The organism is Legionella navarrensis, from assembly GCF_052527415.1.
In genome coordinates this window covers 80726-94609 of record NZ_JBNVZR010000014.1, presented here as the reverse complement: position 1 = coordinate 94609, position 13884 = coordinate 80726, and the positions used below count along the sequence as shown (strand labels likewise).

The following is a 13884-nucleotide window of genomic DNA, read 5'->3' as shown; positions in this document are numbered from 1 at the left end:
GTTGGTGGATAGGATTTTATCCTTAAGGTAGTGCCATTAGGCCAAGGCCCAACCTACTGCTTCTTAAACTCACGACTCAATTGCAGCGCCATTTCCAGAGACTGTTCGTAGTTCAGGCGTGGATCGACCAGGCTGCGGTAATCTTCTTTTAAACCCTGAGCGTCCAGACCACGTGCGCCGCCAATGCACTCGGTGACGTTGTCGCCGGTCAGCTCAAAATGAACACCGCCCAGATGACTGTTCAACTGTCTGTGAATGTTCAGTGCCTGCTGCAGTTCTGACAGGATATTGTCAAAATGACGCGTTTTAATGCCGTCTTCGGTGGTCTCGGTGTTGCCGTGCATGGGATCGCAGGACCAGGTGACGGGGATGTTGGTCGCCTTAACCGCTTCAATCAGGGGCGGCAGCAGGTTCTCTATCTTTTGAGCTCCCATTCGCGTGATCAACACCACCCGGCCTTCCTCGCGCTGAGGATTGAGCAATTGCAGGACATCGTTAATCCATTCCTTGCTGGCTGACGGCCCCACCTTGATTCCAATCGGGTTTTGCACGCCGCGCATAAACTCAAGATGCGCGCTGTCCAGCTGAGCGGTGCGCATACCAATCCAGGGGAAATGCGTAGATAAATTGTACCAGTGTCCGTCATTCAGCTGGCGCGTCAGAGCCTGTTCATAATGCAGATGCAATGCCTCATGCGAGGTGTAAAAATCGACTTTATCGATACTGCTGCTGCGGATCCCGTCAATAGCCTCCAGAAAATCCAGCGAATCGGCAATGGAGCTCACGATTTGACTGTATTCGCTGGCCTGTGCCGAGTGCTCAACAAAACTCAGGTCCCATTTGTGGGGGTGATTCAGGTTCGCGAAACCACCGTTTAAGAGGGCACGGATAAAATTCAGGGTCATGGCCGCGCAACTGTATCCCTGAAGCATCAGTTTCGGGTTAGGAATACGTGATTGCGCGTCAAATTCAGGTGAATTGACCAGATCACCGCGGTAACTGGGCAGGGTGACTCCGTTAATCGTTTCGAAATCAGATGAGCGGGGTTTGGCGTACTGGCCCGCGATGCGACCGATGCGGATAATTGGCTTATGCATGCCGTGCAGTAAGACAAGGCTCATCTGCAGCATGATTTTCAGCTTATTACTGATGGTGTCTGAGCGACAGTCGTTAAACGACTCGGCGCAATCGCCACCCTGCAGAATGAATGCCTGTCCCCGGCCTGCCATAGCCAGCGCCTTTTTCAGATTTTTTATTTCACCGCTGGTTACAAGCGGTGGGAGCTGCCCCAGCTGCTCTACGACGCGATCGACCTGCGATTCGTCAGGGTAACTGGCGGCCTGTTGGTAAGAAAACTGTTGCCAGGATGTAGGAGACCATGTGCGCATATAAAACCTCTGTGACCATTATGTTAACCAAGTATGCGATGAATGCTCATATTTCGCAAATACTGATATCGATCGATATTTTCCTTATCCTACTTGAATTTTTGCCATACATCCCCAAATACTTTGATCTGTCTGTTTGGGAGAATGTTAGATGAGCAAAGAATCAAAAAAAGACTGGAAACAGTTCAAGGAAAGCAACGACCATGACACGGAGTTTGATGGTGGGGAAGCAGAAGAGCATGCCGCATCGGGTGCACTGAGTCACCCGGCTTATGCGGAGCTGGAAGAAAAACTGACCCTGGCCGAGCAAAAGGCGCACGAAAACTGGGAAAAATCAGTTCGTGCCGTTGCCGAACTGGATAACGTGCGGCGTCGCACCGAGCGAGACATTGCCAACGCGCATCGCTACGGCCTTGAAAAAATTGTATCGTCTCTTATCCCCGTGGCAGACAGTCTGGAACAGGCTCTGCAACTGGCAAAAAACGAAGACGACAGCGCGATGGCCGAAGGCCTGCAGTTGACCTTCCAGCTGTTTCTGGATGCTTTGCAGAAACACGGCGTCACGCGCATTGATCCCCAGGGTGAGGCCTTCAATCCACAGGAACACGAAGCCATGTCGACCCAGGAAGTCGCCGACGTAGCGCCAAACACCGTTGTGGTAGTGTTTCAGAAGGGCTACAAACTGAGCGACCGCGTGGTGCGACCAGCCCGCGTCATCGTTTCAAAAAGCCCTCAGGCATAAAAAAAACGATTCGTGGCTTGAAAATAACCGTTTAGACCCCATATGGGAATTATGGCAAAAAATAAAATTATCGGAGCATGAAAAACATGGCAAAAATTATCGGAATCGACTTGGGAACAACTAACTCCTGCGTAGCCGTAATGGAAGGCGATAAAGTTCGCGTGATTGAAAACGCAGAAGGTTTAAGCACCACACCGTCCATCGTTGCCTACACCGACAACGATGAGATTCTGGTTGGTCAGTCTGCCAAACGCCAGGCTGTTACCAATCCGGCGCAAACTGTATTTGCTGCCAAACGATTGATTGGCCGTCGTTATGAAGACAGTGTTGTTCAAAAAGATATTAAAATGGTGCCTTACAAAATCATCAAGGCGGATAACGGCGATGCCTGGATTCAGGTTAAGGGTCAGGACAAAGCCCCACCACAGATTTCAGCTGAAGTCCTGCGTAAAATGAAAAAAACCGCCGAAGATTATCTGGGCGAAGAAGTTACCGAAGCGGTGATCACCGTTCCCGCCTACTTCAACGACTCTCAGCGTCAGGCCACCAAAGACGCCGGACGCATTGCCGGTCTCGAAGTCAAGCGTATCATCAACGAGCCAACAGCTGCGGCACTGGCTTATGGTATGGACAAAAAGCGCGGAGACTCCGTGATTGCGGTGTACGACCTTGGTGGTGGTACCTTCGATATTTCCATCATCGAAATCGCAGAAGTCGATGGCGAACACCAGTTTGAAGTTCTGGCGACCAACGGCGATACCTTCCTCGGCGGTGAAGACTTTGACCTGGCTCTGATTGAGTATCTGGCTGCAGAATTCAAGAAAGACACCGGCATTGATCTGCACAGCGATCCACTGGCGCTGCAGCGTCTGAAGGAAGCCGCAGAAAAAGCCAAAATCGAATTGTCTTTTGCGCAGCAGACAGACGTGAACCTGCCTTATATTACAGCTGATGCCTCAGGTCCAAAACACTTAAACATCAAGCTGACACGTGCCAAGCTCGAATCTCTGGTTGAAAAACTGGTTGAGCGCACGATTGAGCCCTGCAAAATGGCACTGAAAGACGCGGGCCTGACTATTTCTCAAATCAACGATGTTATCCTTGTTGGTGGTCAGACACGTATGCCTCTGGTTCAGAAAGTTGTTCAGGATCTGTTTGGTAAAGAGCCACGCAAAGACGTAAACCCTGATGAAGCCGTTGCCGTAGGTGCTGCGATTCAGGCTGCGGTATTGTCTGGTGAAGTCAAGGATATTCTGCTGCTCGACGTAACACCGCTGTCTCTGGGTATCGAGACCCTGGGTGGTGTCATGACCAAGCTTATTGAAAAGAACACAACCATTCCAACCAAGGCGAATCAGGTATTCTCAACGGCTGATGACAGACAGACTGCGGTAACCGTGCATGTCCTGCAGGGTGAGCGCGAACAGGCTTCTGCCAATAAGTCGCTGGGTCGTTTTGACCTGACCGATATTCCACCGGCTCCACGTGGCGTGCCACAAATCGAAGTAACCTTCGACATCGATGCCAACGGTATCCTCAACGTGTCTGCTAAAGACAAGGCAACCGGTAAGGCACAATCCATCGTGATTAAGGCCTCCAGTGGTCTGAGTGAGGAAGAAGTAGCTGAAATGGTGAAAGACGCGCAGTCTCACGCGGAAGAAGACAAGAAATTCCGTGAAATGGCCGATCTGCGCAACCAGGCCGACAGCCTGATTCACAGCAGCGAAAAATCACTGGCTGATTTGGCGGCTGAACTGGCTGACGATGAGAAAAAAGGCATTGAAACCGCGATTGCTGAGCTGAAAGATGCCGTGAAAGGTAATGATAAAGCGCAGCTTGAAGACAAAATCAAAGTCTTGTCTGAAGCGTCTGGTAAAATGGCTGAACGCATTTACGCCAAAAAAGCCGCTGAAGGTCAGGCCGCGCCGGAAGGTGACCATCAGGCTCACGCCGGTAACAGCGAGCATGCCGCTCAGGATGGTGTTGTAGATGCTGAGTTTGAAGAAGTACGCGAAGACGATAAAAAATAATCTCTTCGCCTGAACGGTACGTGGTTCCCGGATTACGGCTACGCCTGATCCGGGCTACGATATCATCGTGCCAGACTGTAGCCCGGATCAGGCGGCAGCCGTAATCCGGGAAGCGATTTCAGTCAGCACAGATAACGATTTCTGGTGAAAGGAGTACCGCGGGTACTCCTTTCGTGTTTTTCCTTTCTGCTGAAAGGTTTTTGTTTGATTCAAGTGTGAGTAGTCATGGAACAACGGGATTATTACGAACTTCTGGGTGTCAGCCGCAGCGCTGACGAGGGCGAAATTAAAAAAGCCTATCGAAAAATGGCCATGAAATATCACCCTGATCGTAACCCCGGTGACAGCGTTTCAGAAGAAAAATTCAAGGAAATTCAAAAGGCCTACGCCGTGCTGTCTGATAAGCAAAAACGTGCTGCCTACGATCAGTTCGGGCATGCCGGGGTTGATTCGTCCATGGGTGGTGGCGGAGGTTTTCATGGTTTCGGCGATGTGTTCGAAGATATTTTTGAAAATATCTTCTCTGGTGGCCGTGGACATGGTGGCCACAGTCGAGGCCAGCGGGGTTCCGATTTGCAGTACAATGTGCAGCTGACCCTTGAAGAGGCGGCCGTGGGTAAGGATATCGACATAACCGTACCACGCCACGTAGCCTGCGAAACCTGTACCGGTTCGGGCGCCAAAAAAGGGTCCCAGCCACAAAAGTGCGAAACCTGTAATGGTGTCGGTCAGGTCCGGATTCAACAGGGTTTTTTCTCCATACAGCAGACCTGCCCGGGCTGTCACGGTGAAGGAAAAGTCATCACCGAACCCTGTACTGACTGCCATGGTCAGGGCCGTGTTCGCGAAAGCAAAAAGCTGAACATCAAAATACCAGCCGGCGTAGACAACGGCGACAGAGTCCGATTAAGCGGCGAAGGTGAAGCGGGTATCCATGGTGGCCCGGCAGGTGACCTGTACATCCAGGTAAGCGTCAAAGCGCACGCTATCTTTGAACGACACGAGCGTGATCTGCACTGCGAAGTTCCCGTCAGCTTTGTAACGGCGGCATTGGGTGGTTCCATCGAGGTGCCTACTCTGGAAGGGCGTGTGACCCTGAAAATCCCGGCCGAAACGCAGACGGGTAAAGTATTGCGCCTGCGTGGCAAGGGTGTGAAATCCGTGCGCGGTCATGGCGTGGGAGATTTGCTGTGTAAAATCGTTGTCGAAACGCCGGTTAATCTGTCGCGCGAACAAAAGGATTTACTGATGCAGCTGGAAGGCTCGCTCGACAGCAGCAAAAAAACACATTCGCCCCGGTCCAGCTCCTGGTTCGAGCGAGTAAAAAAATTCTTCGAAGACATGAAATTTTAGAGCTGTTGCGGTACAATTACGCAACTTTTTTACTGACGCATCGTGTGCTGCCTGGCTTTGCAAGGCCAGCCGCATGACTGCCGTGACGTAGGGCTGCACTCATGTTTAATAAACCAGCAATATTGGTTCTCGCTGACGGCACTGTCATTGAGGGATATTCGGTTGGGGCCGATGGTGATTGCGTGGGAGAGCTGGTCTTTAACACGTCCATGACCGGTTACCAGGAAATGCTGACCGACCCGTCTTACGCGAGACAAATCATCACCCTGACGGCTGCCCACATTGGCAACACCGGTTGCAACGAAGACGACTTGGAGTCTTCGCGTATCTGGGCCTCAGGCATGGTCATGCGCGACTGCTCACCCATTTCCAGTAATTACCGCGCTACCAGTTCACTGCCAGACTGGCTTAAGCGTAATGGCATCGTGGCCATCGGTGGCGTTGATACCCGTCAGTTGACTCTGCTGTTACGTGAGAAAGGCGCCATGGCGGCCTGCATCAGCACGCAGGTGGAACAGGTCGAAGCCGCCCTGGACAAGGCCCGTGCCTTTGCCGGCATGGACGGTGCTGATCTGGCGCGCGAAGTATCGAGGAAAACCATCGAACGCTGGCACGGTGGGCGAGGTGAGTGGGGAGCGGTTTCCAAACCCCAGCAATATCATGTTGTGGCCTATGATTTTGGCATAAAGCACATGCTGCTGAGAATTCTGCAGGACAAGGGCTGTCATGTGACGCTTGTGCCGGCGCAAACGTCTGCAAAAGATGTCATGGCTCTGAATCCAGACGGCGTGTTTTTGTCCAACGGTCCCGGTGACCCGCAGGCCTGTGATTACGCCATTGCCGCAACAAAGCAGTTCCTGAAGGAAAACATTCCGGTTTTTGGCATTTGTCTCGGATTTCAGATACTGGCTCTGGCCACAGGCGCCAAATCATTAAAAATGAAATTTGGTCACCATGGCGGCAATCACCCTGTTCTGGAACTGGATGAACCCAGACGCGTTTTCATTACCAGCCAGAATCACGGTTTCGCCATTGATGAAACCACGCTGCCAAAAGACATGGTGGTTACTCATCGCTCGCTGTTTGATCAGAGCCTGCAGGGCATACGACACAAAAGCCTGCCGGCCTTCGGCTTTCAGGGGCATCCCGAAGCGAGCCCGGGACCGCATGATATTGAAGTCCTGTTTGATCAATTCATTTCCATGATGCATACTTTTTCCAGTACACAACAAGAGGGTTCCGTGTGAACGATTTCCATGTATTTACTTCTGAATCCGTATCAGAAGGCCATCCAGATAAAATAGCCGACCAGATCTCTGATGCGATTCTCGATGCCATTCTGGCGAAGGATCCCAAGGCGCGGGTAGCCTGCGAAACCTTCGTAAAAACAGGAATGGTTCTGGTGGGTGGCGAAATTACAACCTCCGCCTGGGTGGATGTTGAGGAAATTACCCGTTCGGTGATTCGTGACATCGGCTACGACAGTTCTGATATGGGCTTCGACTGGGCCTCATGCGCCGTCCTGTCGGCCATTGGCAAGCAGTCTCCTGATATTGCCCAGGGTGTTGATAATCAACAGACCCGTATTCTGGGGGCAGGGGATCAGGGACTGATGTTTGGTTACGCCAGTCGCGAAACGGATGTGTTCATGCCGGCCCCCATTGCCTATTCGCATCGCTTGATGGAAAGACAGGCTCTGCTGCGCAAAAACAAGAGCCTGAACTGGTTGCGACCCGATGCCAAATGTCAGCTGACCATGCGTTATGAAAATGGCCTTCCGGTCGCAGTTGATACCATCGTGTTCTCCACGCAGCATGCTCCTGAGATAAGCTACGCCGATTTGATTGAAGCCGTGCGTGAAGAGATCATCAAACCTGTTCTGCCTGCTGAATGGCTGACGGCCGCTACACGCTATTTCATTAATCCGACTGGGCGCTTTGTTATCGGCGGCCCTCTGGGCGATTGTGGCCTGACGGGACGTAAAATTATTGTCGATACCTACGGCGGTATGGCACGTCATGGTGGCGGCTGCTTTTCTGGTAAGGATCCTTCCAAGGTGGATCGTTCGGCTGCCTATGCCGCGCGTCACGTGGCCAAAAACATCGTGGCCGCTGGTCTGGCCGACAAATGCGAAATTCAGGTGTCTTACGCCATTGGCGTAGCAGAACCAACGTCCATCAGTCTCGAAACCTTTGGTACCGGCAAACTGCCGAGTCGGGCGATTATCGATTTAATTAATACGCATTTTGACCTGACCCCTCAGGGCATCATTGATCACCACGATCTGTTACGTCCTATCTACCGCCAGACGTCTGTTTATGGACATTATGGCCGTGATGCCTTTCCCTGGGAACGTCTGGATAAAGTCGACGTTCTGAAACGCGCTCTTTAATGTAAGGATAACGCAATGAACACAGCCTGCATGACTGATAAAAAACAAACGCACAGTGATTATAAAGTTGCTGATATGAGCCTTGCCGACTGGGGGCGTAAGGAAATAGCCATTGCCGAAACGGAAATGCCCGGCCTGATGGCCCTGCGTGACGAATTTGCCGCGCAACAGCCACTGAAAGGCGCCCGTATTGCCGGTTGCCTGCACATGACCATTCAAACGGCCGTATTAATCGAAACGCTGACAGCGCTTGGAGCGGAAGTACGCTGGTCATCCTGCAACATTTTTTCAACACAGGATCACGCCGCCGCCGCCATGGCCGCAGCTGGCATACCTGTCTTTGCCTGGAAAGGGGAGACGGAAGAAGAATACTGGTGGTGTGTGGAGCAGACACTGCGCTCCAAAGATGGCTGGACACCCAATCTGCTGCTGGATGACGGCGGTGATTTGACTCAGATTATTCATGAAAAATATCCCGAGATGCTGGCGTCTATCATGGGTGTCTCAGAAGAAACCACAACAGGCGTCGCCCGTCTGTATGAAATGGCGAAAAAAGGCGCTCTGAAAATGCCAGCCATTAACGTAAACGATGCGGTAACCAAATCCAAGTTTGATAATCTGTACGGCTGCCGTGAATCGCTGCTGGATGGCATTAAACGCGCCACAGACGTGATGATAGCCGGTAAGGTCGCCCTGATTCTCGGCTACGGCGATGTAGGCAAGGGCTGTGCCCAGGCGCTGCGCGGACAGGGTGCCACGGTTTACATCAGCGAAATCGATCCGATTTGCGCCTTACAGGCGGCGATGGAAGGATATCGCGTGGTAACGCTTGATGACATGGCCGAGCATGTCGATATCCTCGTGTCTGCTACCGGTAATTTCCATGTGGTCACACACGAGCATATGAAACGTATGCGGAATCAGGCTATTCTGTGCAATATTGGTCATTTTGATTCGGAAATTGATGTGGCCAGTCTGCGAAAATACACATGGGAAAACATCAAGCCGCAGGTGGATCATGTGATTTTCCCTGACGGCAAGCGTTTGATCATTCTGGCCGAGGGCCGTCTGGTCAACCTGGGCTGTGCAACAGGTCATCCGAGTTTTGTAATGTCGGCTTCCTTTACCAATCAGGTTCTGGCGCAGATTGAACTCTTCCTGCATGGAGAGAAATATTCCAATGACGTGTATGTCTTGCCCAAGCATCTGGATGAAAAAGTCGCCCGCCTGCATTTGAAACGTATTGGTGCTAAACTGACACAGCTAAGCTCTGAACAGGCAGACTATATTGGTGTGCCGGTTGATGGTCCTTACAAGCCAGATCATTATCGTTATTAATGAGTCATTTCAGGGATGGGTTTGATGCGTTTAACAGCGTTTTTAACAGGATGTTTACTTATGACGAGCGTCAATGCTTCAGATAATAACATGGCAGCCCAGCCAGCCGATAACGCGTATGATTTCACCTTTCATACGCTGGCTGGGCATCATCCATTGCCTCTGTCCACGTTTAAGGGCAAGGTTCTGCTGGTCGTGAACACGGCTTCGAAATGCGGATTTACACCGCAATACGCCGGTCTTGAAAAACTGTATCTTGAATACAAGGATCGCGGCCTGGTCGTGCTGGGTGTACCATCCAACGATTTCGGCAGTCAGGAGCCTGGCAGTGATCAGGATATTGCCAGTTTCTGTCAGATTAATTACGGTGTGACCTTCCCCATGACTTCGAAAGAAGTTGTTTCCGGGAAAAATGCCACACCTTTTTATCTTTGGGCCAGAAAAAAAGCAGGTTTTGGCAGCGCGCCCAAGTGGAATTTTCATAAATACCTGATTGGTCGCAACGGTGAGCTGATCAGCTATTATTATTCCACAACCTCACCCGATTCTCCGCGCCTGAAGCGGGCCATTGAAAAAGCATTGAGCGAATAGCATGTGATAACCGGACTGTAGCCAGTGCGAATTGAAAAAAGTAGTAATTTATTCAGAAAACAGATTAATCGATCGCAACTCTTTCCATGCGTAATCTATCAATTCTGAGCGATTATGCATGTTAAGCTTTGTTTTTAAACTCTCAATATTTTTCTCTATGGTACGATGAGATAACCCAAGCAAACGTGCGATTTCGCGCGCTGTTTTGCCACGCATGGTGTAATAAAGGCATTCCTTCTCTCGTCTGCTGAGGTGGCACACAATATCGGCTGACTTTTTCGCTTTTCCCAAACAAAAATCCCCACCGAGTAACCCTGATTGTGTTATTTGCGATAAAACGCTTGCGAAAGGATCGCGGCCATAATAAATGGAAAAACCAAATATTCCAATGATGCATTGCTGGTGCCATAATGGTATTTTGATGCTGAGGCAATCCGTCAGTATACCCTGGACTGACAATTGCTCCTCGCATATCAGTAATGAATTATTTTGTTTAACCCAATTGTCATTCTGCGCCGATTCCATAGCATCTCTTTTTGAACATATGTCGAATAATGATTTGCCAATCAGTGACTCGGTGCTGGCAGCACCAAGAGTAACCGCATTTGACTGATTCATATATCCAAGAGTGCTTCCATGCAAAGTAACATAAAAATTGCAGGCAAGGGTTTCCAGAGTGCGAACCGGTATGCCACTGTTTTCTGCAAATGACAATTCCAAACCATACGGCTTGTGCTCAAAACAGGCTTGTGCGAATCGCAAGGGGGAATGCTCAACCAAAATCAACCCTCATTAACCAAATAATGACATTGTAATGCACAATAGATGTACAATTCAAGAGAACCAGCATCCTGTATAGTGCATTTTGATAGCATACTATATGCGTTAAATTTAAACATGCGTATTAAATACGGTATGACTGAGCTGATACAGGTGTTCACAGGAATACCGTATTTATTACCCTTATCCTGCGAATTCAGACAAAGTAAACTGTCGACACGTAACCTGCGGATAACTACTCTTTAGCCAAAAAGAGCTATTGAGCAGCCAGGCGTTCGCAGAATATCAGCCAGACCTTCAAAACGAATAGAGGATACATCACTATGTTTCAGGATACCGATGAAAATGTGGCCGTTACACTCACTGAGGAAGAACAGGCGCTGGTAAAGGCACGAAGAGAATGTATAGCCAAGCAGAGAGAATGGCGCGAAATAACAAGTAGTGAAAGAGGATTACGGTCTGACGAGACATTCGAGCTGGGCTCTGTCGAGGGTTTCAAGACAAAATCCGTAGAGTTCTTTCATATGAAAATCCAACGAATACAATCAGATCTGGATTCTTTTCCGGCACTAAGGGAAGAGTATGCGGCTACCCGGCAAAAACTGCTTGATCTCCAGGACGATCTCAGGTCTTCTACTGACCTTAAGGGTGGTAAGCGCTTACGTTTAACATATGAAATTACCTGGGCACTTGACGCACTGGAAAAAAATGCGAGCTCACAAGGTTATAGACTTGCCAATCGTGAATGTCATAAAAAGCTCGAGCAGCTTCAGGAAATATACTCTGAATACCTCAAAGAAAAAGAAGAGTACAGGTTATTCAAGACGGCAGTTGATAACGTCGTCGAGCACCTCGAAAATCTAAAAAAATCCATGCCAACAGCCTCAAGGAGCGCGCAACTTATCGACGCGAGGATACTTGAGCTTAAAAAACGCGAATACTATGCTTCACCGGACCGCAAATTCAATAGTGAGGCATTTCAGGCAGAATATTACCGTGCGACACTTATCAAGATTGATGAACTGGAGCGTCTGGATAGTGCTATTGCCCAGCTAAGGAATGCACTGGATAATCCGTTATGCCCGGCAGCAGCAAAAGACTCCGTTGTTGATACGCTTAACAAAATTGAAGCAACCAGTATTTCCTCGGATATGTTTTTTTCGCATATGATGATGGTAACCAGCCTTCATGAAACGCTTAATACCCAAATTAAACTGCAAGAGCAATTGCAGCAAAGCAGGAGAAATACACAGTTAATGTCTGATACGCTGACAGCACAACAACCTCGCCGCATGCAGGCAACGACAGTGCCTGCCGCCCCGCAGCATAATGCCCCAATACGGGCCGCCGAATCCAGGCCAATGCCTGCTGTTTTGCCTGTTCAGTCTCGTGAGGAGCTTGAAAAAAACCACTACAGACGGCTTCTTGGAAATTACATTAACCGTGTTGCAGGGCATAAAAAAACCGGGCAACCGGGAACGATTGATTTTGCGCATGGCTTTATGTTTTTTTCTAAATCCAGAGCCATTAATCGTGAGATTAATTTCAGGTTGGCTCAACGGTTACTCAGCAGGCTGGATCACCAAACGGTAGCGCAGGTATTTGCCGGGAATCTGGACGCAGTCAGACAGGAAATTATTCATGAGAACCATATACACGAACGTAGTCACTATTCGCAAAGTGATATAACCCACTCAGAACTTAACACCATTGTTCAACGTGCTCGACGATAAACCGGTGGCACCAGGGTGCTCGCAATGACTGAGTGGGCATTGGCCTGGATTGGCCAATCACCTGCTCCCTGACAAGCTGCTCGAACTACAATCAGTAACAGGCGGTGCCATATCCCGCGGGGATTCCATGCGGGCATGATCATAGCCTGGCGCGAGGTTTAATGCCTTTTCCAGCAATTGTCTGGCCTTCTTTATAGCATGCTCATCAGGACAGCGTCTGTTCTGAATTGCCAGGCTACGAGAGGGTAAATCTGTTTTGAGCAGCGGAGGTAAACCCAGCTTTTCTCGAGCTCTCGACAAAATGGCTTCCCGTCGGTCATTATAAAAAGCATTCATGGTATCTGCTGCGCGAAGCGAATCTACGTAGCCAAGACTTACAGCCTTTGACAACGAGTAGGGCGCTGTGTTGCGACCCGTACATTTCCGTAGATCATGTGCTACGTCAACAGAAAACTGGCAACAGGCTCTCAGATACCAGCATTTGGCTGCCAGCTCCGGACTGCTGCATTCTCTGGCAAATTTAACCAATTGATCAAGGTCTTCAAACAGGGCAAGCAGATTGCCTGGCGTTGAATCCAGGAGTATTTTTTCTCTGAGTTTTGCATGCAATGAGAGTAATTCTTCTGTGCGATTTGCTCTTAAAATATCTTCCATCGATGGGGTTGAATCACTCGAATCCGCTGTGTCACAGGAAGCCGATATCGCTGCCCTGATTGACTTGGAATGACCGATGTTATGCAAATAAAATGCTTGTGAACGTTGTAACATAATGTCCGCTCCCGGCAAAATCGTTAGGGATATCGTAGGCCAGTATTTGATCTTTTTCAATCCCTGGTGTCAAAATCATGTTGTAACTGATTGATTTATAGTCAAAAGATATTAAAAAATTCTGAAAGCGAGGGATTTATTAAGATTTGTGGCGTGGATTAACGGAGTAGTTTGATTTAAATGCTTTTCAGTCCACGGATGTTGTGGCTGTTTAAATATTCAATGATGGTTAAGGCATCGCCGGGCGTGAATGGCTTGTTGAAATATCCTTCCATGCCGACAAAAATAGCCTTGTGATAGTATTCGGGTTCGCCATGAGCGGTAACCGCCATGATAGGCGTCGCGCTGTTGACCTGGCTGTTTTTTTTGATGTCTTCCGCTACAGCAAAGCCATCGGGACCGTTACCGAGTCCGATATCCATTAAAATGATGTCATATCGCGTCGTCATGGCTTTTTTCAGGGCTTCCTCACCATTGCTGGCGGTATCAACCACACAACCCTGATCAGTCAGCTGCTGCTTAATAACTTTTTGCGCAATAAGCGTATCTTCTACAATCAGAATGTGCCATGGGTTACCCATTAGCAGCTCCTTTATCTACAATGGCGAAAGTATAGCATTATTCTTCGATGAGTCCACCCGAGAGCCATGCTATAAATGCCTATAAATAGATATATAAAACTCGACATGATAAAATTCAAGTCATAATTACGTTAACAGAAGCTGTATGCAATAAAATTAAATCCATTTTCCTTTCCTTACCCCCAGGG

12 protein-coding genes are annotated in these 13884 nt (G+C 49.3%); 8 read left to right on the top strand and 4 right to left on the bottom strand.

All coding sequences use genetic code 11. The annotated features are described in order from the left end of the window. Positions 1-53: 53 nt before the first annotated feature. The gene (locus tag ACQUTA_RS09670) at positions 54-1388 is read right to left on the bottom strand and encodes a 3-deoxy-7-phosphoheptulonate synthase class II (protein WP_444988033.1); all 1335 of its coding nucleotides are present in this window, start codon (positions 1386-1388) and stop codon (positions 54-56) included. 151 nt (positions 1389-1539) lie between these two features. Between ACQUTA_RS09670 and grpE the strand changes: the two genes are divergently transcribed. From grpE to ACQUTA_RS09635, 7 genes are all read left to right on the top strand, one after another. Further along, a complete protein-coding gene (grpE, locus tag ACQUTA_RS09665; protein WP_444988032.1) occupies positions 1540-2130 on the top strand; it encodes a nucleotide exchange factor GrpE in 591 nt (196 codons plus the stop codon). 86 nt (positions 2131-2216) lie between these two features. Continuing rightward, positions 2217-4160, top strand: a complete 1944-nt coding sequence (gene dnaK / locus ACQUTA_RS09660) for a molecular chaperone DnaK (RefSeq protein ID WP_444988031.1) — start codon at positions 2217-2219, stop codon at positions 4158-4160. A 225-nt stretch (positions 4161-4385) separates the two neighbouring features. After that, positions 4386-5513, top strand: coding sequence for a molecular chaperone DnaJ (dnaJ, locus tag ACQUTA_RS09655; protein ID WP_444988030.1), 1128 nt, complete (start codon positions 4386-4388; stop codon positions 5511-5513). 101 nt (positions 5514-5614) lie between these two features. Further along, positions 5615-6760 carry a glutamine-hydrolyzing carbamoyl-phosphate synthase small subunit gene (gene carA / locus ACQUTA_RS09650; RefSeq protein ID WP_444988029.1) on the top strand — a complete coding sequence of 382 codons (1146 nt, stop codon included), beginning with the start codon at positions 5615-5617 and terminating at the stop codon, positions 6758-6760. After that, positions 6757-7905, top strand: coding sequence for a methionine adenosyltransferase (metK, locus tag ACQUTA_RS09645; RefSeq protein WP_444988028.1), 1149 nt, complete (start codon positions 6757-6759; stop codon positions 7903-7905). The genes carA and metK overlap by 4 nt, the downstream gene beginning before the upstream one ends. A 15-nt stretch (positions 7906-7920) precedes the next feature. Next, positions 7921-9243 (top strand): adenosylhomocysteinase, encoded by a 1323-nt coding sequence (gene ahcY / locus ACQUTA_RS09640; RefSeq protein ID WP_444988027.1) that lies wholly within the window; start codon positions 7921-7923, stop codon positions 9241-9243. 60 nt (positions 9244-9303) lie between these two features. Next, positions 9304-9834: a glutathione peroxidase gene (locus ACQUTA_RS09635; RefSeq protein WP_444988026.1), complete on the top strand. Its 531-nt coding sequence runs from the start codon at positions 9304-9306 to the stop codon at positions 9832-9834. A gap of 48 nt (positions 9835-9882) precedes the next feature. Here the strand turns inward: ACQUTA_RS09635 and ACQUTA_RS09630 are convergent, their stop codons facing one another. After that, on the bottom strand, positions 9883-10614 hold the full coding sequence (locus tag ACQUTA_RS09630) for a response regulator transcription factor (protein WP_444988025.1): 732 nt from the start codon (positions 10612-10614) through the stop codon (positions 9883-9885). A gap of 323 nt (positions 10615-10937) precedes the next feature. On the opposite strand from ACQUTA_RS09630, the gene ACQUTA_RS09625 reads away from it, so the two are divergent. Beyond that, positions 10938-12347 carry a hypothetical protein gene (locus tag ACQUTA_RS09625; protein ID WP_444988024.1) on the top strand — a complete coding sequence of 470 codons (1410 nt, stop codon included), beginning with the start codon at positions 10938-10940 and terminating at the stop codon, positions 12345-12347. Between the two features lie 57 nt (positions 12348-12404). On the opposite strand, the gene ACQUTA_RS09620 is transcribed toward ACQUTA_RS09625, so the two are convergent. After that, complete coding sequence (locus tag ACQUTA_RS09620) at positions 12405-13115, bottom strand: hypothetical protein (RefSeq protein WP_444988023.1); 711 nt, start codon at positions 13113-13115, stop codon at positions 12405-12407. A gap of 176 nt (positions 13116-13291) precedes the next feature. Continuing rightward, positions 13292-13696 (bottom strand): response regulator, encoded by a 405-nt coding sequence (locus ACQUTA_RS09615; protein WP_444988022.1) that lies wholly within the window; start codon positions 13694-13696, stop codon positions 13292-13294. Positions 13697-13884 lie beyond the last annotated feature (188 nt).

What these genes read in the sequence shown, in the direction of transcription:
- ACQUTA_RS09670 (WP_444988033.1), bottom strand. Translation starts at nt 1,388, where the DNA reads ATGCGCACATGGTCTCCTACATCCTGGCAACAGTTTTCTTACCAACAG.
- ACQUTA_RS09635 (WP_444988026.1), top strand. Translation starts at nt 9,304, where the DNA reads ATGACGAGCGTCAATGCTTCAGATAATAACATGGCAGCCCAGCCAGCC.
- grpE (WP_444988032.1), top strand. Translation starts at nt 1,540, where the DNA reads ATGAGCAAAGAATCAAAAAAAGACTGGAAACAGTTCAAGGAAAGCAAC.
- carA (WP_444988029.1), top strand. Translation starts at nt 5,615, where the DNA reads ATGTTTAATAAACCAGCAATATTGGTTCTCGCTGACGGCACTGTCATT.
- ACQUTA_RS09620 (WP_444988023.1), bottom strand. Translation starts at nt 13,115, where the DNA reads ATGTTACAACGTTCACAAGCATTTTATTTGCATAACATCGGTCATTCC.
- ACQUTA_RS09615 (WP_444988022.1), bottom strand. Translation starts at nt 13,696, where the DNA reads ATGGGTAACCCATGGCACATTCTGATTGTAGAAGATACGCTTATTGCG.
- ahcY (WP_444988027.1), top strand. Translation starts at nt 7,921, where the DNA reads ATGAACACAGCCTGCATGACTGATAAAAAACAAACGCACAGTGATTAT.
- ACQUTA_RS09625 (WP_444988024.1), top strand. Translation starts at nt 10,938, where the DNA reads ATGTTTCAGGATACCGATGAAAATGTGGCCGTTACACTCACTGAGGAA.
- dnaJ (WP_444988030.1), top strand. Translation starts at nt 4,386, where the DNA reads ATGGAACAACGGGATTATTACGAACTTCTGGGTGTCAGCCGCAGCGCT.
- dnaK (WP_444988031.1), top strand. Translation starts at nt 2,217, where the DNA reads ATGGCAAAAATTATCGGAATCGACTTGGGAACAACTAACTCCTGCGTA.